Here is a 24,522-nt window from a genome sequence, read left to right on the forward strand (position 1 = left end):
ACATGGCACACAGCTTACCTCCACTTCCCTTTGAAATGGATGCACTTGCTCCCACAATTTCTAAAGAAACGCTCGAATACCACTATGGCAAACACCATAAGGCCTACGTTGACAAGCTGAACGAACTGATCCCTGGTACAGAATTTGAAAATGCCAGCCTGGAAGAGATCGTAAAAAAATCCGATGGCGTCATGTTCAATCAGGCAGCGCAGATCTGGAACCACACTTTCTACTGGAACAGCCTGACTCCCGGTGGCAGTGAACCGGCGGGTGCCGTACTTGAGGGCATCAACAAAAAATGGGGCAGTGTTGACAAATTCAAGGAAGAGTTCAACAAAGCAGCGGCAGGTAACTTTGGTTCAGGCTGGACCTGGCTGGTGAAAAAAACGGACGGTTCACTCGATATCGTCAATACCAGCAATGCCAAAACACCGCTGACGACAGACGACGTTCCACTGCTAACCTGTGACGTCTGGGAGCACGCTTACTATATTGACTATCGTAACGCGCGCCCCAAATATCTGGAGTCTTTCTGGAAACTGGCCAACTGGGATTTTGCCAGCAAAAATCTGGGTTGATAACGCCAGGCAGGGATTGGTCCTTGCATGAAAAAACCGCCAGTGCAGTTCATGCCTGGCGGTTTCTTTTTGACTGCGGCGCATTGCGCATCAGCGCATACACTGCTCGACAATCGTCACGATATCTGCCGGCGTGCCTTGCGCCACCCGCAAGGTCACACGCGACCCGGCATTGGCATCAAGAGAGCGTGGCGTGACGCTGATTTTTGCTTTGGGCGCATCCGGTCCTGGAATGCCACCAAAATAATAGTCGGCATCGGACTCAGTCAAATTGGCGGCAGGATAGGGGCCTTTCCAGCCATTGATGATGCAGTTGGCCAGTTGTTTGGGCTGAACGTCGGAGTTTCGTTCAATGGCCGGTCTTTGATATTCGGGCAGGGTAATACCTGAGCATCCAGCCAGCAAGCTTATGCAGCCTCCCAGCAGGGCGATCCTGATTCCTTTCATATATAACCTTTACTGTAGTGTTGCCGGCACGCCATCTTTTGCAGCGGGCAGGGTGTCCGGTATGACAGCCTTGATATTATCACCGACGCGGATGCGATGGCTACCAAACCAGTCCCGATTCATTTCCAGTGCGTAGCGGGCGTTTGCGCCGGAGCAGTGAGGCGCCTCGCTAAGCGGCTGCATTTCATCGAGGGCGACAATGGTGCCGTGGCTGTCCATGAAGGCAATGGAAAGGGGGATCAGGGTGTTTTTCATCCAGAAACAGCGGGGCTGGTCGTCGGCAAACACAAAAAGCATTCCGTGGTCACGTGCCAGCGTCTTGCGGTGCATCAACCCTTGGGCGCGCAGTGGCTCGGTGTCGGCCACTTCAGCCGTGATCTTGTTGTTGTTGATCTGCAAAGAGACGTTTGCGGCGGAAATATCGGGAACAGAAGCGCCGGAAACGGAAACGCGGGCTACAGCAATCCGTGGGGCCAGCAATAGGCCTGCCAGGATGGTGCAGCCCGCAATAAGCGCTAACCGCAAGAACCTTGATGCGGGCAGGGATATGGACATAGTCTGTAATTATACAGGCTATGCTGCCATTATATTAAGTGCCTGTTGCCCTTTTGGGCCTTGTGCAATCTCGAAAGTAACGCGTTGACCTTCTTTGAGTGTTTTGAACCCATTCATCTGTATGGAGGAAAAGTGGGCAAAAAGGTCTTCGCCACCGCCATCGGGTGTAATGAAACCGAACCCTTTGGCATCGTTAAACCATTTGACGGTCCCGGTCTGTTTGTTGCCGCCTTCTTCCGGGACTGATGTTTCTGTTGTTTCTGACATTCTTACAGCCTCTGCTCAAGATTTTACCAACCCATGGCAAATGACCGGTGACGCGCCATCTACCGAAAAGATACTGAAACAGCTTTGTGGATACTATTTTTCAGTATAAATAAATGATGCGGATTAAAATTATGTGAGTCAATAGTGGAAATTACCGATAATTCTGGGGTTCATAAACAACACCACTTGAAATATCGTATAAAGTATCAATATAAAGACTTTCTTAAGCAGGTTTGGTATGGCTCAGCAGTCAGGCATTGTCACTGAAGCGCAAAAGGCAAAATTGGCGCCCCCACCCATGTATCAGGTGTTACTGCTAAACGACGATTACACCCCGATGGACTTCGTGGTTTCGGTTTTACAAAAGATTTTTTCGAAAACCGAAGAAGAAGCCACGGTGATCATGTTAAAAGTACATCATGATGGTAAGGGAGTGTGTGGCGTCTATACCAGAGATATTGCCGCCACCAAGGTGGCAACGGTTGCGCAGTACGCGCGTTCCCATCAGCACCCATTGCAGTGCGTGATGGAACCCGTGGATTTGTAATGGTCCTGGCATTTCCAGGGCAGATGTTTAGACGGAGGAAATTGTGATTTCTCAAGAACTCGAAGTGACACTTCATATGGCATTTGTGGATGCGCGTTCGGCACGCCACGAATTTATTACCGTCGAACACCTGTTGCTGGTATTGCTGGATAATGCGGCTGCCAGGGAGGTGTTGACCGCGTGCGAGGCCGATATTGAACAGCTGCGCAGCAAACTGCGCGCTTTTATCGACGCCAATACGCCTATCGTAGGCGGCTCCGATGAAGTAGACACGCAGCCAACCCTGGGCTTTCAGCGTGTCATCCAGCGGGCCATCATGCATGTCTCCTCCAATGGCAATGCGAAAAGCCCGGCCACCGGCGCCAATGTGCTGGTCGCCATTTTCAGTGAAAAAGATTCACATGCCGTGTTCTATCTGCAAGAGCAGAACGTGACACGCCTGGATGTGGTCAACTATATTTCCCACGGCATCACCAAGTCTGCGGCGCCGTCGCCAGACGAAAGTGCTGCGCCTGCCGAGCCGCAGGCCGGCGAGCCCGAAGAGAACAAGTCGCCGCTTGCGCTGTATGCTTCTGATTTGAATGCGCTGGCCAAGGCCGGCAAAATTGATCCGCTGATCGGGCGGGACAGTGAAATTGAGCGCGTGGTGCAAATCCTGTGCCGGCGCCGCAAGAATAACCCCTTGCTGGTCGGTGAGGCCGGCGTGGGCAAAACCGCGATCGCCGAAGGTCTTGCGCTACGTATCTCCACAGGCAATGTGCCCGATATTCTGTCCAAGGCCCGCGTCTATGCATTGGACATGGGTTCATTGCTGGCCGGTACCAAGTATCGAGGCGACTTCGAACAGCGTCTGAAGGCCGTGCTCAAACAGCTGGCCAGCCAGCCTGATGCGGTGTTGTTTATCGACGAAATTCACACGCTGATTGGCGCCGGCTCTGCCTCAGGCGGCACCATGGACGCCTCCAATCTGCTTAAACCGGCGTTGTCCTCGGGCGCGCTGCGTTGCATGGGGGCGACCACCTACAAGGAATATCGCGGTATTTTCGAAAAAGATCACGCGCTGTCACGTCGTTTCCAGAAAATCGACGTCAGCGAGCCGACGGTTGAGCAGACGATCCTCATTTTGCGCGGGCTCAAGTCCAAATTCGAAGAGCACCACCACGTACGCTATTCGGCGGCCGCCATTACTGCGGCAGCCGAGCTGTCGGCCAAACATATCAATGACCGACATTTGCCTGACAAAGCCATAGATGTATTGGACGAGAGCGGCGCCGCCCAGCGGTTGCTGCCCAAGTCACGGCAGAAAAAGGTCATTGGCAAGGCCGAAATTGAAAACGTCGTGTCCAAAATGGCACGAATTCCGCCGCAATCGGTCAGCACAGACGATCGCAACAAGCTGGCGACGCTGGATCGCGATCTGAAAACAGTGGTTTTTGGCCAGGAGGCCGCCATTACGGCACTGGCCTCTGCGATCAAGATGTCGCGCTCAGGTCTGGGCAAACCTGACAAACCTATCGGCTCATTCCTGTTTTCCGGTCCTACCGGGGTGGGCAAGACCGAGGTTGCCAAACAACTGGCCTTTATTCTGGGCGTCGAGCTGATTCGCTTCGATATGTCCGAATATATGGAGCGCCACGCGGTATCGCGCCTGATCGGTGCGCCTCCGGGCTATGTTGGTTTTGACCAGGGTGGCTTGCTGACCGAGGCGGTCAACAAGCAGCCGCACAGCGTGTTGCTGCTGGACGAGATTGAAAAGGCCCATCCGGATATTTTCAATATCCTGCTGCAGGTCATGGATCACGGCGTACTTACCGATAACAACGGTCGCAAGTCGGATTTTCGCAACGTCGTTGTCATCATGACCACCAATGCCGGGGCTGAGTTGCTCAACCGTCGTTCCATCGGTTTTGCTGACAGCCGCCAGAGCGGCGATGAAATGGCCGAAATCAAACGCATGTTCTCGCCCGAGTTTCGTAATCGGCTGGATGCCATCATTCCGTTTGCTTCGTTGTCCGAAGACATTATCATGCGCGTAGTCGACAAATTCCTGATCGAGCTTGAGCACCAGTTGCAGGCCAAACGGGTAGAGGCGACCTTTACCGATAGTCTGCGTCAGCATCTGGCCAAAAAAGGCTTTGACCCGCTGATGGGGGCCCGCCCCATGCAACGGCTGATCCAGGATGTGATTCGCCGCGCCCTGGCCGACGAGCTACTGTTTGGCCGTCTGGCAAACGGTGGATCGGTCTATGTCGATATCGATGACAAGGACGAAGTCACACTCACTTTCAATGATTCCGATCCGAAGGAAAAAAAGGATTCTGAGGAAGAAGCGCTGGTTTCCTGAGCATGACGGGCAATTACATCGCCTGCCATCATTGCGGGCAACTGCATGAACGAAGCGCGCTGGTCTCGGGCCAGCGCGCTTCTTGCGTTCGTTGCGGCACTGTCTTGTGGTCGCAGGGCGTGCTCAACAGTTCGGCCTGGCTGGCGATTGTCCTGACCTCGCTGATCGCGTTTATTATTGCCAGCTTTATGCCGGTGGGCACCATCACGGCAGTCGGACTCAAAAGCAGCTCCACTTTCCTGGAAGCGGTCGCGGCGACCTGGCGCGCCGGCTATCCCAGTGTAGCCATCATGTGCTTTGCCACCGGCTTTCTAATGCCGTTGCTGGATGCCCTGATCCTGGCCTGGCTTCTGGCGTTTTCGCGCAAGGGGCAGCGCGCGCCGGGGCTCAATCAGTTAAGCCGCTGGCTGCATTGGGTACGGCCGTGGGCGATGGTGCCGGTATTTATGCTTGGCGCACTGGTGGCCATTGTGAAACTGGCCGACATGGCCTCGCTCACGCCTGGGGCCGGCTTGTGGGCTTATGCCGCACTCACATTTCTGCTTACCGGGCTGAGCAAGCTCAATTCTGAACGGGTCTGGCTGCTGGCCGAACAGGATGGCGCCGTAAAGAACATACCGGTGACGATCGACCCGCAGCAGTTGCCACTGGACTGCGAGATATGTGGCCAGATCACCATGAGCACGGAACCAGAGGCGCAGTGTCAGCGCTGCCATAATCATGTGCACTTTCGCAAGCCGGGACACAGGACGCGTACGCTGGCTATTTTGCTTACCGCCATTATTCTGTACTTTCCGGCCAATCTCTATCCCGTCATGATCAACACCACGGTGCTGGGTGGCACCGCTTCGCATACCATTCTGGGCGGTATTCTGGAATTGTGGAATCTGGGGTCCTGGGACCTGGCGCTGATTGTCTTTATCGCCAGTTTTGTGGTGCCGCTGACAAAAATTGTCATTCTGGGTATTTTGATCGGTCGTCCGGCGCAGGGCCGTCGTGATACGATGATGCGGTACACGCGCATGTATCAGACAGTCGAACTGATCGGCCAATGGTCCATGCTGGATGTCTTCGTGGTCATTCTGCTGACGTCACTGGTCAATTTCGGTTCTCTGATGTCGGTCAGGCCCGATGTCGGCGCTGCTGCCTTTGGTATGGTTGTGGTCGTTACGATGTTAGCGACCATGAATTTCGACATCCGCAAGGGCTGGGATCAGGTCGATGATGATATCGAGCAGCCCGACTATCAGCCAGCAGCCACTGCGCCCACTTTTTCTTAGTGGTTTTATTGGCGAACAAACAGAAACGGATCCTCGTTTATTCTATAGAATGCATAGTTTACTGAACCAGTTGTCGGCAGGAGCATCATATGTCTGAAAAAGATCTGCCACCATCGGACTCCAATGAGCGCCCCTCGCAAAGCGGGGCAGCGCCGGCAGACCGCCAAGCACCCACTTCCGCGGGAGCAGCAGATGCCGCGGCACAAGGCCATGGCGGGTCAGCTCAGGATAATTCGCAGGCAGGCACCCAGAGTGCGTCATCCAATCAGCCTAATCCGGTGATCGCCAAGGCGCCGGTCATTACGCAAAAGAAAAATAAAAATATTTCGTGGATCTGGCTGGTACCTCTCATTGCTGCGATCATCGGATTGTCTCTGCTGGTGCGTGACTACATGCAGCAGGGACCGGTCGCGACCGTCACCTTCAAAACGGCAGAGGGCCTGGAAATTGACAAGACCCAGGTACGCTACAAGGATGTGGTGGTAGGTACTGTCACCGACATTACCCTGACCGATGATCACAACTCGGTGCTCGTGAAGGTATCGTTCAAGCAGAATGCCGAGTTTCTGATGCGCGAAGGGGCCCGGTTCTGGGTGGTCAAGCCGCGCCTGGCAGCCAGTGGCGTGTCCGGGCTGGGCACACTGGTTTCTGGCGCCTATATCGGCGTGGATATCGACGATTCGCATCAGAGCGAGGCAGAATATCGCAATGAGTTCATTGGACTGGAAAAACCGCCTGAACTGATCAGCGGCCGGCCCGGTAAACGGTTTACCATCACGGCTCCCAGCCTCAATTCACTGGATTTGGGCTCGCCGGTCCTGTACCGCCGCCTGGAAGTCGGGCAGGTGATCAACTACACGCTCAGCAAGGATGGCAAGGGCGTTGAAGTCCAGATTTTCGTTGATGCGCCCTATGACCGCTTTGTCACCAAGGACAGCCGCTTCTGGAATGCCAGCGGCGTTGACCTGTCCCTGAACGCGGGCGGGCTCAATCTGAAAACGCAGTCGCTGGTATCCGTGCTGGCTGGCGGGATTTCTTTCGGCCAGTTACCGCTGGTCGATGAAAAGGCGCAGCCAGAGCCTGCTCCTGACGGGACCCGATTTGTACTGAATCCGTCAGAAGACAAGGCCCTGGCCAGGCCCGACGGGCTTGCCTTTCCGATACGCATGAAGTTCGACAAGTCGGTCAGGGGATTGCAGACAGGTTCAGCCATCGATTTCAAAGGTATTCTTCTGGGCGAAGTCAAAAATATCTCCATGGAGTTTGATATTGCCACCAAAGAAACCACGGTGATTGTCGATGGCGTGATCTATGAAAATCGCCTGGGCGCAGCGATACCGGAAGCACAGCGGCGCGATAAAAATGGCGAGGCGCTTCATGATGTAGCACTCAAGGAATTTGTCAGTAGTGGCATCCAGGCACAACTGCGTTTTGCCAATATTTTTACCGGCCAGCTGTATGTTGCGTTGGACTATTTCCCTGAAATGGCCAAAAAGCCGCCGGTTCCCGACGTGAACAAGCAGCCTGTGGAAATTGCCACCGTTCCTGGCAGCTTTGACGAACTGCAACAGCAATTGAATGTCATTGTCGAAAAATTGAAAAACCTGCCGATAGACTCTATCGGTCATTCGCTTGACGAGACGCTGCAAAGCATATCCAAACTGGCCCGGACACTGGATACCACCATGGTCCCGGCGCTGACCACGACGGTGCAGAAGGCCGGTCGTTCACTGGAGGGCGTCAATAAGACCATGGGCAGCGTTCGTGGCGTTGTTGCCGACGAGAGCCCGGTCATGCTGCAGTTCAATGGCATGATCAAGGAACTGTCGCGGGCGGCCAAGTCCATTCGAAGCCTGGGCGACTATCTTCAGGCTGAGCCCAGCTCGCTGATCCGAGGCCGCTCGCAAGATAATATCCCGTTCAAGGAAAGTCAATGATGATCCGTAATCTGTCTGCAGCCCTGCGGCCATTGGCGCTGGTCGCCGTTGCCGCCATGCTTGGCGCCTGCGCTTCTGCGCCCACGCAGTATTACACGCTGGCCGCCAGCGACCCGGCCGGTGTGCAGGGCACGGCGCGATACGGCGTCAATATTCATGATGTGACCATTCCCGATGTCGTGGACAAACCGCAATTGATGATTCGCAGTTCAACCGATTCGTCGGCCGTGGTCCCGCTCAACGGATCCCGCTGGGCGGGCTCGTTGCAGGATGAAATCCAGAAAACACTATCGGCGAACCTGGTGAGCCGCCTTGGGGCAATCAATATCCAGGGCATTACCGGCAGTGAACAGAAGCTGCCGGTTTGGCTGATACAGACCACCTTTCATCGCTTTGATATGATTTTGAACAAAGCGGCAGTGATTGACGCCACCTGGCGCATCAGTCCGGTGCGCATGGGTGTACAATCATCCCGCGTCTGCCAGACCAGAATCCAGGTTCAGGCCGACAGCGGCGTGGATGCGCTGGTGCATAGCCAGTCGCAGGCGCTGGCCCTATTGTCCGATGTGATTGCGGGGGCCATCGATGGCCATACCCAGGTGCGCACGACCGATGGCGCCCAGATTCAGTCGTTGGGATGTCATTCGGGTTAGAATGCGGCCACTTCTTGCGTTGCCTGTCGGGGGTGCCAGTTGTTGCGCAACCCCGTGGCATTCCAAGAGACATTGTTTTTCCAAAGGTTTATCCATGAAATTGAAGACTACCGTTTGTGTCGGCCTGCTTGCCGCAACCCTTACGCCACTGGCTTTCGCGGACGTGACCGTGGGCATTACGCTTTCGACTACCGGCCCGGCTGCAGCCATTGGCATCCAGTCGCGCAATGCGATTGATCTGTGGCCCAAAACGCTGGGCGGCGAGCCCGCCAAATATATCGTACTTGACGACGGTACAGATGTCAGCAAAGCAGTGCGAAATGCCCGCAAGCTCACTTCAGAAGACAAAATCGATATTCTGGTAGGACCCAATACGACCGCTGCTGCACTGGCGATTCTGGACGTTCTGAAGGAAACGAAAACGCCCATGGTCGCCCTGGCCGCGTCAGCCGCCATTGTGACACCGCCCGATGACCCTGGTCGCCACTGGGCCTTCAAAATGCCGCAGAACGACAGTCTGATGGCCCAGGTGCTGGTCGAAGACATGGTCAAGAAAGGCTTCAAGAAAATCGCCTTTATCGGTTACGCCGATTCGTACGGAGAAAACTGGTGGAAGGAATTTTCTAACCTGGCTGTCGGTAAGGTTGATGTGGTTGCTCGCGAGTCGTATCAGCGGACCGATCCGTCGGTAACCGGGCAGGTGCTCAAGCTGATGGCCGCCAAGCCCGATGCCATTCTGATTGCCGGTTCCGGCACGCCTGCCGTGCTTCCTGGAAAGACGCTCAAGCAACGCGGCTATAAAGGGGTCATCTATCAGACCCATGGCATTGGTACGCTGGAGTTTTTGCAAGTGGGTGGCAAGGATGTAGAGGGAACCTTGTTTCCTACCGGACCGGGTGTGGTCGCAAAAGGGTTGCCCGATAGCAATCCGGTCAAGAAAGTGGCTAGCGAGTTTACTGAAAAATACGAAGCGAAATATGGCGCCAATTCAGCTACGCAGTTTGCCGGCGATGCCTGGGGGGCGTATATGGTACTGGACAATGCTGTGAAGCAGGCGCTACAGCACAAAGTGCAGCCGGGTACACCGCAGTTTCGCAGTGCCTTGCGCGACGCCATTGAATCGACCAAAGAGCTCACCGTACCCAATGGCGTGTTGAATATTTCAGCCAAGGATCACCAGGGCTTTGATAACCGCGCCCGTGTCATGGGAAAAATTGAGGACGGCCGTTTCCAGTATGCAGCAGACAAATGATGCAGATCGTCACTGTGTTGTATGGTGTGCTATAAGCCGTTGAATTTAAGTTGATAGTTGAGCAGGGACCGCATCTTTGTGCCAGACAGGATGCGGTCCTTTTTCTTGCCTGAAGCCAGAAAATATACTGGCATCACACAGGTCCGATTGCAAGTGTGATAGCAGTTGATGAATGCAGTGGCGCCGGCTGGGGAAATTTATCCTCGCAAGCCAGGCGCCATTTACTACTGCGCTGTGGCGCCGGAGATTTTGACGATCTCCTTGTATTTTGCCATTTCACTTTTGACCTTCGCGGCAAACTCCTCGGGAGAGGAAGGTTTGGTATCCGAACCCATGGTCAGCAATTGTTTCTTGACGGCTTCGTCCTGCATTGCTGTGGCAAACGCCTGGTGCAATGTGTTGACCACCGCATCGGGTGTGCCGCCTGTGGCAAAAATACCGAACCATGTGCTGATGTCAAAATCCTTGATGCCGGACGCTTCCATGGTCGGCACATCTTTCATGATGTCCGATGTCGCTTTGGTGGTCAGGGCCAGGGCACGCACCTTGCCGTCATTGACCAGAGGCAGGGCAGAGGCCAGGTTATCAAACATAAACTGGGTCTGGTCCGACAGGAGCGAGAGCTTGGCGGGGCTGGCGCCCTGATAGGGGACGTGTACAGCATCAATGCCGGTACGCTGCTTGAGCAGTTCGCCGGCAAGATGGCCCGCACTGCCATTGCCGCCCGAAGCGTAATTGAGCTTGCCGGGATTGCTTTTGGCGTATTCGAGCAGCGATGCGACATCCTTGATGTTGTTTTTGTCCGAGAATGCCGTACTCACGACCAGAACGTTGGGTACTTCTGATACCAGCAATACAGGTTCGAAATCCTTCACCGGATCGTAATTGAGGCTTTTGTACAGCCACGGGTTGATGGCGTGTGTGGCGACCGCACCCATGACAATGGAATAGCCATCGGGCTTGGCACGCGCGACCATGGTTGCGCCAATATTGCCGCCTGCACCCGGTTTGTTTTCCACAATAATGGTTTGTTTCAGCGTTTTGCCTGCATGTTCGGCCAGCAGACGCGCTACGCCGTCGAGCGGGCCGCCAGGAGAATAGGGCACAACAAAGGTAATTGGCTTGGTCGGATACGATTTTTCCTGAGCCATGACCGGTTGCAGCAGGGCGGCACCCATCAGGGTGGCCAGTGCGCTTTTTAACAGCGTTCGTTTTGTCTGATTCATTACTTTTTCCTGGAAAATAAGGGGCCGGTGTCGTATGAGCAAACCACGCCAGCATGCTTTCGGGTACGGACTGCCAGCGTCCCTGCTCTGCAATGCGATGGCCATCATACGGCGCCGACCGAGGCTGCAGCCGTATCAGTGGCTGCCGGTACTGCCAAAACCGCCAGTGCCACGTTCGCTTTGTGTAAATTGTTCGACGACATTGAACGAGACTTGCATGACGGGTACGACGACCAGTTGCGCGATGCGCTCCATGGGTTTTAAAACAAAAGACGTCTGGCTACGATTCCAGACCGACACCATCAAGGGACCCTGATAGTCGGCATCGATCAGCCCGACCAGATTGCCCAGCACGATGCCGTTTTTATGTCCCAGACCCGAACGTGGCAAAATCATGGCCGCATAGCCGGGATCCTGCAAATAAATGGAAATGCCGGTAGGCACCAGCAGCGAGGCGCCGGGCGCCAGGGTTTGTTCCTGTTCTACGCAGGCACGCAAATCCAGTCCGGCCGAACCGGGAGTGGCATAAGTGGGCAACTGGTCGCGCATGCGCTCGTCTAAAATTTTGACATCAAGTTTCATGTTTGTTTCTTGGTTTTGACCGAAGTGGGAAATCGTTTGGCGGCATTGCGAATCCGCCTGAAAATAATAAACAGGATCACCAGAATGAAGATCAGCGGTCCGCCCATGCCGTCCATATTCAGGCCGCCAGGGCCCACGCCATTGGCCAGGATAAAAACGGCCACGGCAATCAATCCTGCCACCAGGGCAAAGGGAAAGGGCTGGCTTTTTTTCGTGGCCGGTGCCGCAGGTCGGGTTTCAAACCCGGTGTGCTGCTTGCCGCTGGGTGGCACGGGAAAGCCGATATCAGCCTGAGGGCTGATCGCCGTTGGCGCCCCGGCTCCGGCGTTGCGTGGCGTGCCGGCGGGCGTCGCTTTGCTCTTGCCTCGCGCTGTCGTATCAACCAACTGCGACGGAAAGCCCGAAGAAAAATCCGGGTTTACTGCCTGTTCCTTCATATCAAAATGGCGACTGAGTTCTTCTACATAACTGGCAAAGTCGCCATTTCTGGGTTCGCGGTAGTCCATATTCATTGTTGCACTCCATTGGCTGTCACTGCGTGGATAGCTGCGTGCTGCTGCGCCGGCCTCACTGCTTGTCCAGCGGCTGGCGCGCAGCTCGCCGTCGTCTTGAAACGATAGCGATAATACACACTACTGCCAGTATCGCTAGTATGGCGACGCTGCCTGTGGCGCCCAGCGCATCGGCTCCGCGCACGCCCAGATAACCGGGCAACAGCAACCATGGGAACCAGATCACTGCCGACAGTACATTGGCCAGCTGAAATCGCCCCTGTGGCATCTTCATTATGCCAGCCATGCCCGGGATTAGCGAGCGGAATGCGCCCATGAAGCGACCGGCAAATACTGCCAGAAAGCCATATCGGTAAAACAGCAGACGGGCACGCGCCACCGAGCGTCGGCGTTTGCGCAGGGCGTTGCTTTTAAGCAGGGCGGGGCCGTAGGCATTGCCGATCCAGTAGGAAATCGCATCGCCCAGGATGGCGCCGGCTATTCCCCACAACAGTACCCCGGTAAATTCGAGCGTACCGTTGGCAATCAGTATACCGGTCAGCGGCAGAATGACGGTCGCAGGCACAAATAACCCGACGATCAGCAGCGATTCTCCGAACGACACCAGGCCGATAACCGGCCCGGCCCAGTGTTGATGCAGGGTGATAAATGCAAGAATCTGATCAATATAGGGTTGCATCGGCGATCGGGGTGACGCGGCCAGGGCCGGCGATCAAAGGCTTGTGGGGGCGTCAGACTTGACGGTGCGATTGGCGATCTCTGCGATCAGTCGGCGGGCGGCATCCAGTTTATCCAGCACGGGCAGGGGGTGGCTACCCTGATCGTCGAACAGCACCATACGGGACTGATCCGACTCCATGGTTTCCTGGGCCAGATTGCCGACCAGCAGGGGGATTTTTTTTCGTTTGCGCTTGGCTTCGGCATAGTCGTGCAGGTTTTCTGTTTCAGCGGCAAAACCAACGCACCATGGGCCATGGGCCAGGGCGGCCACTTCAGCCAAAATATCCGGATTTTCGGTCAGCGTCAGATCCAGGCCGCTTTGATTGCCGGTTTTTTTTACTTTCTGAGCTTGCGCATTGCTGACTCGCCAGTCTGCCACCGCCGCTACAGAGATAAAGATATCCTGCTCTGGCGCCAATTGCATGACGTGAGCATGCATTTGCCGGGCCGTTTTTACATTGATGCGATCAACACCGTATGGCGCATCCAGCGCGGTGGGACCGGACACCAGCGTCACGCGCGCGCCGGCTTCCCAGGCAGCGCGAGCAATGGCGTAACCCATTTTGCCCGAGGAGCGGTTGCTGATAAAGCGCACCGGATCTATATCTTCCTGTGTCGGCCCGGCGGTCACCAGAATATTTTTGCCGGCAAGCGCTTTGTTCTGGAAAAAAGCGTGTGTTTCAAAAACGATTTGTTCAGGTTCCAGCATACGGCCATCGCCTACTTCACCGCAGGCCTGCGAGCCGCTGGCCGGCCCCCAGAGCCTTACGCCGTCATTGCGCAGTTGCGCCGCATTGCGTTGCGTTGCCGGGTGGCCCCACATTTCCCGATTCATGGCAGGGACAACCACCAGCGGACAAAGCCCGCGCGCCAGACACACCGTTGACAGCAGATCGTCTGCCAGGCCATGAGCCAGTTTGGCCATGAAGTCTGCACTGCCCGGCACAATCAGAATCAGGTCGGCCTGGCGGCTCAGGTTGATGTGCGCCATGCTGTTTTCCATGCGATCGTCCAGCGTTTCGGTGTAAACCGGATTGCCCGATAGCGCCTGGAACGTTGTGGGCGTGACAAACTGGGTTGCCGCATGCGTCATGGCAACGGTGATGGTCGCGCCGTGATCCTGCAGCCGGCGTACCAATTCTGCCGCCTTGTAGCAGGCAATGCCGCCGGTGACGCCGATCAGGATACGCTTGCCGGAAAGCGGACTCATGTCTGTTGCTCCCTTTTGTTGCGCAGATAGCGCAGCAGTTCATCCAGGACCAGCAGTACGGCCCCGATGGTAATAAACGTGTCGGCCAGATTGAACGCCGGGAAATAGGCGTCGTTCCAGTAAAACAGCAGAAAATCAATGACATGCCCGTAAAGCGTTCTGTCGATGACGTTGCCGATGGCACCGGCCAGTATCAGCGCCAGTGACAGGCAAAAAAGCGGCTGCTCGCGGTGTTTGCGCAGCAGATACAGGATGAACGCCGACGCGGCCAGGCCGAGCAACATGAAAAACCAGCGTTGCCAGCCGGCGCCGTCTGCCAGCATGCTAAAGGCTGCACCCTGATTGTAGATCAGAATGAAATCGAAGACCGGCAGCACGTTCACGCGTTGCAGATACTCGAAATTCTGCTCAAAGTACTGTTTGCTGATCTGGTCTGCACCGATCAGCACCAGCGCCAGCGCGATCCACATCAAATACGGCACAACGCGCGTTGCCGGCTGCACTGCCTTATGCATAGTGCCTGTCCTCGCCACCGTGATGCAAATTGTCGTCACAGCGTGAACAGATATCCGGATGGTCAGCAATGGTGCCCACTTCTTCGCGGTAATGCCAGCAGCGTTCACACTTGCGATGTTCGGACGGCGTGATGGTGAAATTGACGCCTTCGCCCGGCACCCCGGCGTGTACCGTTGCACGCGACACGATGAATACAAAACGCAGGTCGTCGTTCAGGCTTTGCAGATACTCCAGATCCAGCCCGTCGGCAAATACGTCTACTTCGGCCTGTAGCGCTGAACCAATGCGACCGGCGCTGCGCACGTCTTCCAATTGCTTGTTCAGGTCGGCGCGAATCTGCAGAATACGTTGCCACTTTTTGCTCAGCGCTGCGTGATCGGCGACCTCGGGCAGGGAGTGGAATACTTCGGTAAAAATCGTGACGGTGCTTGCACTGTCGGTGTTTTTCAGCGTTGATTTCTGCAGTTCCTGCCAGGCCTCTTCAGCTGTAAAGGACAACACCGGCGCCAGCAGCTTGAGCAGGCTCAGTGTGATGTGCAGCAGGGCCGTTTGCGCCGAGCGTCGCGCCAGGCTGTTGCGATCCGTGACGTACAGACGGTCCTTGAGCGTATCCAGATAGAACGATCCCAGATCTTCCGAGCAGAAAATCTGCAGGCGCGCCATGGCCGGATGGAAATTGAATTCGTCGTAATAGGCGGTCACTTCATTTTGCATATCCAGCGTTAACGCCAGCGCATACTGGTCGACTTCGAACAGCTTGCCGGTTTCCACCATATCTTTTGCTGCATCGAAATCATTCAGATTGCCCAGCAGGAAACACACGGTATTGCGGATACGGCGATAGCCTTCCACTACGCGCTTGAGGATTTGGTCGGAAATGGACAGTTCACCCGAATAATCGGTAGAGGCGGTCCACAGCCTGATGATCTCGGCGCCCAGCGAGTCGGATACTTTCTGCGGGGCAATCACGTTGCCCATCGACTTGCTCATCTTGCGTCCCTGACCGTCAACGACGAAGCCGTGGGTCAGCAGATTGCGATAGGGTGGCTCGCCAAACAGCATGGAGGAGGTCAGTAGCGACGAATGAAACCAGCCTCGGTGCTGATCCGACCCTTCCAGGTACAGATCGGCCGGCCAGCGCAGCGTATCGGAATGCGAACCGGTAGTTGCATTGTCCTTGCCGCCCAGGACCGTGAAGTGAGTGGTGCCTGAATCGAACCAGACGTCCAGTGTGTCGCGGTTTTTCTCGTAATGCACGGCGTCCTCGCCCAGCAGTTCTGCCGGATCCAGCGCCTGCCAGGCTTCAATGCCTTGCTTTTCGACGCGCTGTGCGATCTGTTCAAGCAGTTCAACCGTACGCGGATGCAACTGGCCGGTTTCCTTGTGCACGAAAAACGCCATGGGTACGCCCCATTGGCGTTGGCGCGACAAGGTCCAGTCAGGACGATTGGCAATCATGGCATGCAGGCGGGCGCGCCCCCAGGCCGGATAAAAGCCGGTGGCTTCGATGCCTGCCAGCGCCTTTTCGCGCAGTGTGCCGGTGTCATCATTGGGTTGGCGATCCATGCCGGCAAACCACTGGCTGGTTGCGCGATAGATAATGGGCGTTTTATGACGCCAGCAATGCATGTAGCTGTGCTTATGAGATTCCACGTGCAGCAATGTTCCGGCGTCCTGCATTGCCTTGACGATATCCGGGTTCGCTTCCCAGATTGTCTTGCCACCGAACAAAGGCAGGGAAGGCACATATTTGCCATCGCCCATGACGGGACTGATGATATCCGCATCCGGCATGCCGTTGGCCTTGCAGGACTGGAAATCCTCTACGCCGTACGCGGGCGCAGAGTGCACAATACCAGTGCCAGTGTCCACCGTGACATAGTCACCCAGGTAGATCGGAGACAGGCGGTCATAGCCGGCATCTGCAGTGGCCAGCGGATGGCGGAATGCAATGTGGTCCAGCGCCTGCCCGGTGCACTCGGCGATGACCGAGCCTTGCAACTGCCAGTGTTCCAGACAGGCCTGCACGCGATCCTTGGCCAGCAGCAACAATGGGCCAGTAGGCAGCGGCTCGCTCAGGCGTACCAGCGCATAGACCACTTCCGGATGAACGTTCAGGGCCTGATTGGAGGGAATTGTCCAGGGCGTTGTGGTCCAGATGACGACGGCACCATCTTCTATACTATCGAGGCCGAAAGCGGCAGCCAATTTATCTTTTTGGGCAAAGGGGAAGGCCACGTCGATAGCCGGATCCTTGCGGTCGGCATATTCCACTTCCGCTTCGGCCAGGGCCGAGCCGCAGTCAAAGCACCAGTTCACCGGTTTGAGGCCACGGAACACGTAGCCTTTTTCCATGATGCGCGCCAGTGCTCGCAACTCGTTGGCTTCATTGCCGTAATTCATGGTCAGATAGGGGTTCTCCCAATCGCCCAATACACCCAGCCGCTTGAAATCGGCTCGCTGGCGGTCAATCTGCTCCAGGGCATAGGCGCGAGCCTTCGACTGGACTTCAGCCACCGGCAGGTTCTTGCCGTATTTTTTTTCAATCTGAATCTCGATGGGCATGCCATGGCAGTCCCAGCCGGGGACATAAGGCGCGTCAAAGCCAGCCATCGTGCGACTTTTGAGAATAATGTCCTTGAGAATCTTGTTGACCGCATGACCGATATGAATATCGCCATTTGCATACGGCGGGCCGTCGTGCAAAATATAGGCAGGGCGACCAGCGCAGGCCTTGCGAATCGCCTGGTACACTTTCTTTTCCTCCCATTCAAGCACCCAGCCGGGTTCGCGTTTTGGCAGGTTTCCCCGCATCGGGAAGGGGGTTTCAGGCAGATTCAGGGTGTTCTTATAATCCATGGACAGCAAAGTAGTTGCGAGCAACGTCCGCGTCGTGGCGGATGGCGTCAGTCAGAGTTTGTAAATCGGGGAATTTTTCTTCGTCCCGCACGGCGTGCAAAAAGCTTATTGTAATAAGTTTACCGTATGCCGATACGTTTTTATCGAGAATATGCACTTCCAGCAGGACTTGCCCGTCCTCTTCGACGGTCGGGCGCACGCCAAGACTGGCAATCCCGGCCAGCGGCCCGGCCTCCAGTCCCTCTACCCTGACCACGTATATGCCTGAGCGCAAGGCGCAGCGCGGCATCACACGGATATTGAGCGTAGGAAAGCCGATCGTGCGCCCCAGCTTGCGCCCATGCACCACATGCCCGCTGATTTGATAGGGGTGACCAAGAAATTGGCCAGCGCGTTCAATATCTGCGTAGGCAAGCGCATGGCGCAATTCTGAACTGGAGTAGCGAATGCCGTGAGGATCCAGTACATCACGCAGCGTCTCTACCTCAAAGCCAAACCGTGCGCCGGCATCGCGCAGCAGGGCAATGTCGCCGCGTCGCTTGCTGCCGAAGCGAAAGTCTTCGCCGACATACAGCCACTTGACCGCCAGTTGGCGTACCAGAATATCTTCAATGAACTGTTCAGGTGTCTGCTGGGCAAACGCCTGGTCAAAGCGCCGGATATGAATATGCCGGATGCCGCAACAGGACAGGGCGCGCACTTTGTCTCGCAAGGTCGAAATGCGCGTCGGTGCCAGTTCGGGACGTTGTTCGCGCAGGGCGAAGTATTCGCGAGGGTGGGGCACAAATGTCATAACTGAGGGCACCAGCATCTTGCTGGCTGCGGTTTGCACGACGTGCGAGAGCAACTGCTGATGACCTAGATGGACACCATCGAAATTACCAATGGTAAGGGCGCTGCCGGTTTGGGCAGCCGAGGCAAAAGCCTGACGGGAGATTTGGAGAGGATTTTTCACGCCATACAGTTTACAATTTTAAACTTGCAAGCATTACGGAAGTGTTCAGTTGAAACCAACAAATCCTGCGGCGGCCCGGGTCGTTATCCTTATTTCCGGGCGCGGCTCCAATATGAAAGCCTTGGTGCATGCCGCAAGCCAAATGACAAATGTCAATATAAGCGCCGTCATCTCGCATAGCGCCAACAGTGAAGGATTGGCCTGGGCACGGGCACAGGGTATTCAGACCGAACAACTGGTGTATGATGCGGCAGGCGGCCAGACCCGCGTTCAATATGATCAGGCGCTGGCCGAATGCATTGATCGGTACCAGCCCGATCTGGTGCTGCTAGCCGGGTTCATGCGCATTCTGAGCGATGAGTTCGTGCGGCACTACACCGGGAGGTTGGTCAATATACATCCTTCACTCCTGCCGCTGTTTCCAGGACTGCATACTCACCAGCAGGCACTGAATGCCGGGGTGCGTGTTCATGGCTGCAGCGTACACTTTGTTATTCCCGCGCTGGACCAGGGCCCCATCATCGCTCAGGCGGTCGTTCCTGTCATGGCTGATGATACCGTCCAGAGTCTGGACCAGCGCGTGCTGGTCATGGAGCACAAGCTCTATCCCCAGGTCATGCGCTGGCTGGCGCAAAAAGCAGTGTTTCTGGATGAACAGGGCAAGGTAGGCTTTACAGAAAAACTGCCGTTACAGCAGTTTTACGCAGACACGGAATATGTCAGCTGATATATCGCGTATATCGTTTACGGATATCGTTTGCATCAGCATCGATATTTCACCATTGATATACCCCATTTGACATATCGTTCAATCAGGCAAAAATTATGACAATCAAATCCGCTAGAAAAGACACAGGACGCCGTTCTGTCAAACCCGATTTCACCCGTCGCACGCAACGCGCGCCCCAGCCTGGCGCGCGCCAGCGCGGCATCTACACCACTCGCCTGAGCCAGATCCGCGACGTTCTGAACGAAGTGCTCAAGTGGAAACACCCGGCAGATGCCGTGCTGTCTGCCTGGTTTCGGGCCAACAAATCACTGGGCGGGCGCGATCGCAATGAAGTGGCCGAGGCGGTATTCGATGTGCTGCGTCATTTGCGCCGTTACCGGCAATACGCCGAAAGCGGCACCGGACCAGCATTGGAGCGTCTGGCCATTCTGGGGCTGGCCTCGGTGGTGGGCAAGGACACCATTGCCGGCCAGCTCTCTGAAGAAGAGAAAAGCTGGCTGCTGCGCATGGATACCATCGATCTGGCTTCGCTGGCCCCGGAAATACGCGCCAGCCTGCCCGACTGGCTGTATGAACATATGAGCCAGCTGGACGAGTTCGAAAGCCTGATCGCAGCGCTCAACACCAAGGCGCCGCTTGATCTGCGTGTCAATCCCTTCAAGATCGACAGGGATACGGTACTGGCTCAATTACAGGACACACCGGTGGCCGAGTTTGATCCGCAGCCCACACCGTATTCTCCCTGGGGCATTCGGTTGAACGGCAAGCCGGCAATTTCCCGGTGGGCCTTGTTCGAAAACGGTTCGCTCGAAGTGCAGGACGAAGGCAGCCAGCTGCTGGCGCTGCTGGTCGGACCAAAACGTACCGATATGGTGATTGATTTTTGCGCCGGCGCTGGCGGTAAAACGCTGTTGCTGGGCGCGTTGATGCGCTCGGCCGGCCGCCTTTATGCCTTCGATGTATCGGCCGCGCGTCTGGCCAAGGCCAAGCCTCGCATAGCCCGTAGCGGTCTCTCAAATGTGACGCCGATTGCCATATCGAACGAAAATGATACCCGTGTGAAACGCCTTGCCGGCAAGGCGGACAAGGTGCTGGTCGATGCGCCGTGCACCGGTGTCGGCACACTGCGTCGCAATCCAGATCTCAAGTGGCGCCAGTCTCCGGCCAGCGTGCAGGAACTGACCGAACTGCAGGCGCGCATTCTCAATAGTGCTGCTCGCTGCGTCGCCCCGGGCGGCCGGCTGGTGTACTCTACCTGCAGCGTGCTGCCGCATGAAAATGAACATCAGGTTGATGCCTTCCTGGCAGCCCATCCCGAATTCACGCTGCTCAATGCTCAGGAGGTATTGGGAGACCGATGTCCTGACCTGGGCATGACAACACCTTATCTAAGGCTGCGCCCGGATGTGCACGGCACCGACGGCTTTTTTGCCGCTGTGCTGGAACGCAGTAAATAAATTTGCCGCTGCAGGGAACCAGTTGTTGTTAAAATGGTCTTAAAATGGAGAAATAGGCGATTAACACCCGCTAATTTCTCTGTGGATGTGCGTTTGTAACCTTGCGCAACACAATCGGCGTATAAACCCGCATTGCAGTCTGAAAATAGGGCTATATTTAAAGAAAAGCAGCGGGTACTGTGTCAGAATAATGACATTCTGCTCACGACTTGCTCAAAATCAAGAAAAAAGGCAATTAAATTTTTTCTTAGTTAAATCATAATGTTATAATTTCTGCGCGATTCAATATCGCTCAGCATCCTGCCCGAATAAGGGCACAGTGCCCGCCGTAGCGGGCCAATGCCCGGTAATCTTGGGCATCTCAGGAGACCTTAAAGGGTATATGGATACAATTCTCGACTTTATTTCCGGTGGCTTTTTGCAACTTGGCTGGTGGCAGGTGATTCTTGTCACGCTAGTGCTTACTCACATCACCATTGCCGCGGTAACGATTTATCTGCACCGCAGTCAGGCTCACCGGGGGCTGGATCTGCATCCGGCCGTGTCGCATTTCTTTCGCTTCTGGCTCTGGCTGACCACAGGAATGGTCACGCGTGAGTGGGTGGCTATCCACCGCAAGCACCATGCAAAATGCGAACGTGAAGGCGATCCTCACTCTCCCATGATTTACGGTATCGACCGGGTCTTGTGGAAAGGGGCAGAGCTGTATCGTGAAGAGGCTGCCAACGAGGAAACCGTCAAGCGCTTCAGTCACGGCACGCCCGACGACTGGATGGAACGCAACGTTTATTCTCGCCATACCACGCTGGGCATTTTTACCATGCTGGCCATCGACCTGCTGTTGTTCGGCGCACTCGGCCTGACCGTGTGGGCAGTGCAAATGGCATGGATCCCATTCTGGGCCGCCGGCGTGGTCAACGGTTTGGGTCACTATATCGGATACCGGAATTTTTCCAGCCCCGATACCAGCACTAATTTATTCCCCATTGGCATTATCATCGGTGGCGAAGAGTTGCACAACAATCACCATGCCTACGGTACGTCCGCCAAGTTTTCAAGCAAATGGTATGAGTTCGATATCGGCTGGGGTTATATCCGGATTTTGCAGGCACTACGCCTGGCTCAGGTCAAGAAGGTTGCGCCCAAGCTGAAACTGGTTCGTGAAAAGTCCGATTCTGTGACCGAGCAAACCCTGCAGGGTGTGATTACGCACCGCTATGAAATCATGGCGCGTTACGCCAGCATGTTGCGCCAGTCCGTCCAGTCTGAAATCAAGCGTCTGACCCAGGCTGGCGCCAGCGACCAGGAACGTGAACTGCTGCAGAAAGTGCAATCGCGCCTTGGGCAGGCCGATCTGGCCTTGAATCCACAGGAAAAGCAGGAACTGGATAACATGTTGTCGCAAAACACGATGCTGGCCAAGCTGGTTCATATGCGCGAAGAATTGTATCGTGTATGGACAAGTTCCACAGCCAGCAGCGAGCAATTGCTTGGTGACTTGCAACAATGGTGCCAGCATGCGCAGCAAAGCGGTATTCAGAGCCTTGAACAGTTTGCTCTACGTCTGCGCCGCTATGCCGCATGATCGGGCAGTTAAATCCTGAGCAACTGGCGGCCGTTACCACAGCCAGTAAGCATACGCTTGTTCTGGCTGGTGCCGGTAGTGGTAAAACCAAAGTTCTAACCACCCGCATGGCCTGGCTTATCCAGAATGGAAAAGTCAGTCCATATGGTGTGCTGGCCGTCACCTTTACCAATAAAGCGGCGCGTGAAATGCTCACACGCCTGACGGCCATGTTGCCGGTGGACACCCGCGGCATGTGGGTCGGCACTTTCCATGGTTTATGCAACCGGCTTTTGCGCGCTCATTATCGCGATGCCGGTTTGCCACAAAATTTCCAAATCCTCGATATCGCAGATCAGCTGGCGGCCATCAAACGCCTGATCAAAGCCAATGATATCGACGACGAAAAGTTTCCCCCCAGGGATGTGCAGCGCTTCATCAATAATGCCAAGGAAAATGGCGAGCGGCCCGAGCACGTTGAGGTGTGGGATGCGCATCGCAAACGTCTGGCAGAAATTTATCAGTTGTACCAGGAACAGTGTCAGCGCGAAGGTGTCGTCGATTTTGCCGAATTGCTGCTGCGCGCCTATGAGCTGTTGTCTCGCAATGCCCTGGTGCGTGAGCACTATCAGCGGCGCTTCCGGTATATTCTGGTTGACGAGTTTCAGGACACCAATACACTGCAATACAAATGGCTCTGTCTGCTGGCAGGCGGCGATGCGTCGCTGTTTGCCGTGGGTGACGATGATCAGTCCATCTATGCCTTCCGTGGCGCCAACGTGGGCAATATGTCCACCTTTGAGCGCGATTATGCCGGCAACAATATTATCCGGCTGGAGCAGAACTACCGATCTTTTGGCCACATTCTGGATGCAGCCAATGCGCTGATCGAGCACAATACCGAGCGTCTTGGGAAAAATCTGTGGACCGACAGGGGCGAAGGCGAGCTGCTTCGGGTTGTTGAACAGCCTACCGATCTGCTGGAGGCCCAATGGGTCGTGGACGAAATCCGCGCGCAGATCAATGAAGGCCGCATGCGCAGTGAAATTGCGGTTTTGTATCGCAGCAACGCGCAATCGCGGCCCATCGAACACGCTCTTTTTTCTGCGCACATTCCATACAAGGTATACGGCGGCTTGCGCTTTTTCGAGCGCCAGGAAATCAAGCATGTCCTGGCTTACCTCAGGTTAGTGGCCAGCGGCGATGATGATACCTCGTTCATGCGAGTTGTTAACTTTCCGGCGCGTGGTATCGGCGCCAGAACCCTGGAAAACCTCACCGACTCGGCGCGTCAGATTGGTTGCAATCTGATCCACGCCGTGGGGGCGGTGTCCGGCCGCAGCGGCGGCAAGCTGCTGGCCTTTGCCAAACTGATCGAAACGTTACGCGAAGCGGCGCAAACCCTGACGCTTGCGGAACTGATCAAGCACGTTAACGACCTTTCCGGATTGACCACGCACTACGAAGCCGAACGCGAAGGCGCAGAGCGGCTGGAAAACCTGGGTGAGCTTATTAACGCGGCCACTGCGTTCTGTGCCGAGGAAAATCTGGAAGGCAAAGCCGCCATGGCCCAGGTTGAGCGTTCGGTCGCGCCCGACGATCCCGATTCGCCTTTTGCCCAGGAACAGACAACACCGCTGGCGCTTTTTTTGTCCCATGCTTCGCTTGAGGCGGGTGACAACCAGGCACAGGCCGGACAGGATGCCGTTCAGCTCATGACCATTCATGCAGCCAAGGGGCTGGAGTTTGATTCGGTCTTTATCACCGGTGTGGAAGAGGGTCTGTTCCCACATGAAAATAGCATGATGGCCGAAGACGGACTGCAGGAAGAGCGCCGCCTGATGTATGTCGCCATTACGCGTGCCAAGGAACGCTTGACTATCAGTCTGGCACATGCGCGCATGTTGCATGGACAGACGCGTTATTCGATGCGATCGCGCTTTCTGGACGAATTGCCCGAGGATCACCTGAAATGGCTGACGCCGCGCACCCGCGAACAAGCCGAGCCTTCCTGGGGCATGCGTTTGCATGTTGACGCGCATGCGCGTCCTTCCACTGGCAGAATAGAGCCACGGGCGCCGCGCAGTGTAAGCTCGGGCGTTAGTGTCAGCGGCAAGCAATACCGGATTGGCCAGGGCGTGCGTCACGCGCGCTTTGGTGATGGAACGATCATCAGATTAAGCGGGCAGGGCGCAGATGCCCAGGCGGAGATTGTCTTCAGGGATGCTGGCGCCAAAACGCTGGCCCTGGCAGTTGCTAAACTGGATATCATTGCCGCCTGACCATATCAGGCCAGTTGGTACTAAAGCAGATAAAGGAAATGTTATGAAA

General features: G+C 55.6%; 22 protein-coding genes. 11 read left to right on the top strand and 11 right to left on the bottom strand.

What is annotated here, in order from left to right:
- The first annotated feature begins 2 nt into the window (after window positions 1-2).
- Window positions 3-578 (top strand): superoxide dismutase, encoded by a 576-nt coding sequence (locus EV681_RS19185; protein ID WP_128396823.1) that lies wholly within the window; start codon window positions 3-5, stop codon window positions 576-578.
- A 90-nt stretch (window positions 579-668) separates the two neighbouring features.
- On the opposite strand, the gene EV681_RS19190 is transcribed toward EV681_RS19185, so the two are convergent.
- Genes EV681_RS19190 through EV681_RS19200 form a run of 3 tightly spaced genes read right to left on the bottom strand, consistent with a single transcriptional unit; the run spans window position 669 to window position 1,847 of the window.
- On the bottom strand, window positions 669-1,025 hold the full coding sequence (locus tag EV681_RS19190; protein ID WP_130304885.1) for a hypothetical protein: 357 nt from the start codon (window positions 1,023-1,025) through the stop codon (window positions 669-671).
- A 9-nt stretch (window positions 1,026-1,034) separates the two neighbouring features.
- Window positions 1,035-1,550, bottom strand: coding sequence for a DUF192 domain-containing protein (locus EV681_RS19195; RefSeq protein ID WP_165393144.1), 516 nt, complete (start codon window positions 1,548-1,550; stop codon window positions 1,035-1,037).
- 48 nt (window positions 1,551-1,598) lie between these two features.
- Entirely contained in the window at window positions 1,599-1,847 is a 249-nt protein-coding gene (locus EV681_RS19200) for a cold-shock protein (protein ID WP_014751120.1), read from the bottom strand.
- Between the two features lie 238 nt (window positions 1,848-2,085).
- Between EV681_RS19200 and clpS the strand changes: the two genes are divergently transcribed.
- From clpS to EV681_RS19230, 6 genes are all read left to right on the top strand, one after another.
- Window positions 2,086-2,394, top strand: a complete 309-nt coding sequence (clpS, locus tag EV681_RS19205; RefSeq protein WP_014751119.1) for an ATP-dependent Clp protease adapter ClpS — start codon at window positions 2,086-2,088, stop codon at window positions 2,392-2,394.
- Window positions 2,395-2,437: 43 nt separating this feature from the next.
- Complete coding sequence (gene clpA / locus EV681_RS19210; protein WP_130304886.1) at window positions 2,438-4,738, top strand: ATP-dependent Clp protease ATP-binding subunit ClpA; 2,301 nt, start codon at window positions 2,438-2,440, stop codon at window positions 4,736-4,738.
- Between the two features lie 2 nt (window positions 4,739-4,740).
- Complete coding sequence (locus tag EV681_RS19215; RefSeq protein ID WP_128396827.1) at window positions 4,741-6,018, top strand: paraquat-inducible protein A; 1,278 nt, start codon at window positions 4,741-4,743, stop codon at window positions 6,016-6,018.
- An 89-nt stretch (window positions 6,019-6,107) separates the two neighbouring features.
- Window positions 6,108-7,955, top strand: coding sequence for a PqiB family protein (locus tag EV681_RS19220; RefSeq protein ID WP_130304887.1), 1,848 nt, complete (start codon window positions 6,108-6,110; stop codon window positions 7,953-7,955).
- A complete protein-coding gene (locus EV681_RS19225; RefSeq protein WP_128396829.1) occupies window positions 7,952-8,608 on the top strand; it encodes a PqiC family protein in 657 nt (218 codons plus the stop codon). The genes EV681_RS19220 and EV681_RS19225 overlap by 4 nt, the downstream gene beginning before the upstream one ends.
- Before the next feature lie 94 nt (window positions 8,609-8,702).
- On the top strand, window positions 8,703-9,860 hold the full coding sequence (locus EV681_RS19230) for an ABC transporter substrate-binding protein (protein WP_128396830.1): 1,158 nt from the start codon (window positions 8,703-8,705) through the stop codon (window positions 9,858-9,860).
- Between the two features lie 224 nt (window positions 9,861-10,084).
- On the opposite strand, the gene EV681_RS19235 is transcribed toward EV681_RS19230, so the two are convergent.
- The 8 genes from EV681_RS19235 to EV681_RS19270 form a co-directional block, all read right to left on the bottom strand.
- Window positions 10,085-11,086 carry a Bug family tripartite tricarboxylate transporter substrate binding protein gene (locus tag EV681_RS19235; RefSeq protein ID WP_128396831.1) on the bottom strand — a complete coding sequence of 334 codons (1,002 nt, stop codon included), beginning with the start codon at window positions 11,084-11,086 and terminating at the stop codon, window positions 10,085-10,087.
- A 135-nt stretch (window positions 11,087-11,221) separates the two neighbouring features.
- A complete protein-coding gene (dut, locus tag EV681_RS19240) occupies window positions 11,222-11,668 on the bottom strand; it encodes a dUTP diphosphatase (protein ID WP_128396832.1) in 447 nt (148 codons plus the stop codon).
- A complete protein-coding gene (locus EV681_RS19245) occupies window positions 11,665-12,180 on the bottom strand; it encodes a hypothetical protein (protein WP_130304888.1) in 516 nt (171 codons plus the stop codon). The genes dut and EV681_RS19245 overlap by 4 nt, the downstream gene beginning before the upstream one ends.
- A 55-nt stretch (window positions 12,181-12,235) precedes the next feature.
- The gene (locus tag EV681_RS19250; RefSeq protein ID WP_128396834.1) at window positions 12,236-12,859 is read right to left on the bottom strand and encodes a DedA family protein; all 624 of its coding nucleotides are present in this window, start codon (window positions 12,857-12,859) and stop codon (window positions 12,236-12,238) included.
- 33 nt (window positions 12,860-12,892) lie between these two features.
- Window positions 12,893-14,110: a bifunctional phosphopantothenoylcysteine decarboxylase/phosphopantothenate--cysteine ligase CoaBC gene (coaBC, locus tag EV681_RS19255; RefSeq protein ID WP_128396835.1), complete on the bottom strand. Its 1,218-nt coding sequence runs from the start codon at window positions 14,108-14,110 to the stop codon at window positions 12,893-12,895.
- Window positions 14,107-14,625, bottom strand: coding sequence for a signal peptidase II (gene lspA / locus EV681_RS19260; protein ID WP_130304889.1), 519 nt, complete (start codon window positions 14,623-14,625; stop codon window positions 14,107-14,109). Before lspA ends, coaBC begins: the two co-directional genes overlap by 4 nt.
- Window positions 14,618-17,485: an isoleucine--tRNA ligase gene (ileS, locus tag EV681_RS19265; RefSeq protein WP_130304890.1), complete on the bottom strand. Its 2,868-nt coding sequence runs from the start codon at window positions 17,483-17,485 to the stop codon at window positions 14,618-14,620. Before ileS ends, lspA begins: the two co-directional genes overlap by 8 nt.
- The gene (locus tag EV681_RS19270; RefSeq protein ID WP_130304891.1) at window positions 17,475-18,440 is read right to left on the bottom strand and encodes a bifunctional riboflavin kinase/FAD synthetase; all 966 of its coding nucleotides are present in this window, start codon (window positions 18,438-18,440) and stop codon (window positions 17,475-17,477) included. Before EV681_RS19270 ends, ileS begins: the two co-directional genes overlap by 11 nt.
- 49 nt (window positions 18,441-18,489) lie before the next feature.
- Between EV681_RS19270 and purN the strand changes: the two genes are divergently transcribed.
- The 4 genes from purN (at window position 18,490) to EV681_RS19290 (ending at window position 24,473) form a co-directional block, all read left to right on the top strand.
- A complete protein-coding gene (gene purN / locus EV681_RS19275) occupies window positions 18,490-19,167 on the top strand; it encodes a phosphoribosylglycinamide formyltransferase (protein ID WP_128396839.1) in 678 nt (225 codons plus the stop codon).
- Between the two features lie 98 nt (window positions 19,168-19,265).
- Window positions 19,266-20,627 (top strand): RsmB/NOP family class I SAM-dependent RNA methyltransferase, encoded by a 1,362-nt coding sequence (locus EV681_RS19280; RefSeq protein ID WP_130304892.1) that lies wholly within the window; start codon window positions 19,266-19,268, stop codon window positions 20,625-20,627.
- Window positions 20,628-21,009: 382 nt separating this feature from the next.
- Window positions 21,010-22,212: a DesA family fatty acid desaturase gene (locus EV681_RS19285; protein WP_128396841.1), complete on the top strand. Its 1,203-nt coding sequence runs from the start codon at window positions 21,010-21,012 to the stop codon at window positions 22,210-22,212.
- Complete coding sequence (locus EV681_RS19290; protein ID WP_130304893.1) at window positions 22,209-24,473, top strand: UvrD-helicase domain-containing protein; 2,265 nt, start codon at window positions 22,209-22,211, stop codon at window positions 24,471-24,473. The genes EV681_RS19285 and EV681_RS19290 overlap by 4 nt, the downstream gene beginning before the upstream one ends.
- The last annotated feature ends 49 nt before the right edge of the window (window positions 24,474-24,522 follow it).

This window comes from Advenella incenata (genome assembly GCF_004217095.1).
GTDB lineage: Bacteria > Pseudomonadota > Gammaproteobacteria > Burkholderiales > Burkholderiaceae_B > Advenella > Advenella incenata.

Excerpts from the sequence above, each read along its gene's own strand:
- EV681_RS19200 (WP_014751120.1), bottom strand. The coding sequence starts at position 1,847 with ATGTCAGAAACAACAGAAACATCAGTCCCGGAAGAAGGCGGCAACAAA.
- EV681_RS19235 (WP_128396831.1), bottom strand. The coding sequence starts at position 11,086 with ATGAATCAGACAAAACGAACGCTGTTAAAAAGCGCACTGGCCACCCTG.
- EV681_RS19290 (WP_130304893.1), top strand. The coding sequence starts at position 22,209 with ATGATCGGGCAGTTAAATCCTGAGCAACTGGCGGCCGTTACCACAGCC.
- coaBC (WP_128396835.1), bottom strand. The coding sequence starts at position 14,110 with ATGAGTCCGCTTTCCGGCAAGCGTATCCTGATCGGCGTCACCGGCGGC.
- EV681_RS19225 (WP_128396829.1), top strand. The coding sequence starts at position 7,952 with ATGATGATCCGTAATCTGTCTGCAGCCCTGCGGCCATTGGCGCTGGTC.
- EV681_RS19245 (WP_130304888.1), bottom strand. The coding sequence starts at position 12,180 with ATGAATATGGACTACCGCGAACCCAGAAATGGCGACTTTGCCAGTTAT.
- EV681_RS19230 (WP_128396830.1), top strand. The coding sequence starts at position 8,703 with ATGAAATTGAAGACTACCGTTTGTGTCGGCCTGCTTGCCGCAACCCTT.
- EV681_RS19280 (WP_130304892.1), top strand. The coding sequence starts at position 19,266 with ATGACAATCAAATCCGCTAGAAAAGACACAGGACGCCGTTCTGTCAAA.
- EV681_RS19215 (WP_128396827.1), top strand. The coding sequence starts at position 4,741 with ATGACGGGCAATTACATCGCCTGCCATCATTGCGGGCAACTGCATGAA.
- EV681_RS19185 (WP_128396823.1), top strand. The coding sequence starts at position 3 with ATGGCACACAGCTTACCTCCACTTCCCTTTGAAATGGATGCACTTGCT.
- dut (WP_128396832.1), bottom strand. The coding sequence starts at position 11,668 with ATGAAACTTGATGTCAAAATTTTAGACGAGCGCATGCGCGACCAGTTG.
- lspA (WP_130304889.1), bottom strand. The coding sequence starts at position 14,625 with ATGCATAAGGCAGTGCAGCCGGCAACGCGCGTTGTGCCGTATTTGATG.
- EV681_RS19250 (WP_128396834.1), bottom strand. The coding sequence starts at position 12,859 with ATGCAACCCTATATTGATCAGATTCTTGCATTTATCACCCTGCATCAA.
- EV681_RS19190 (WP_130304885.1), bottom strand. The coding sequence starts at position 1,025 with ATGAAAGGAATCAGGATCGCCCTGCTGGGAGGCTGCATAAGCTTGCTG.
- EV681_RS19285 (WP_128396841.1), top strand. The coding sequence starts at position 21,010 with ATGGATACAATTCTCGACTTTATTTCCGGTGGCTTTTTGCAACTTGGC.
- EV681_RS19220 (WP_130304887.1), top strand. The coding sequence starts at position 6,108 with ATGTCTGAAAAAGATCTGCCACCATCGGACTCCAATGAGCGCCCCTCG.
- ileS (WP_130304890.1), bottom strand. The coding sequence starts at position 17,485 with ATGGATTATAAGAACACCCTGAATCTGCCTGAAACCCCCTTCCCGATG.
- clpS (WP_014751119.1), top strand. The coding sequence starts at position 2,086 with ATGGCTCAGCAGTCAGGCATTGTCACTGAAGCGCAAAAGGCAAAATTG.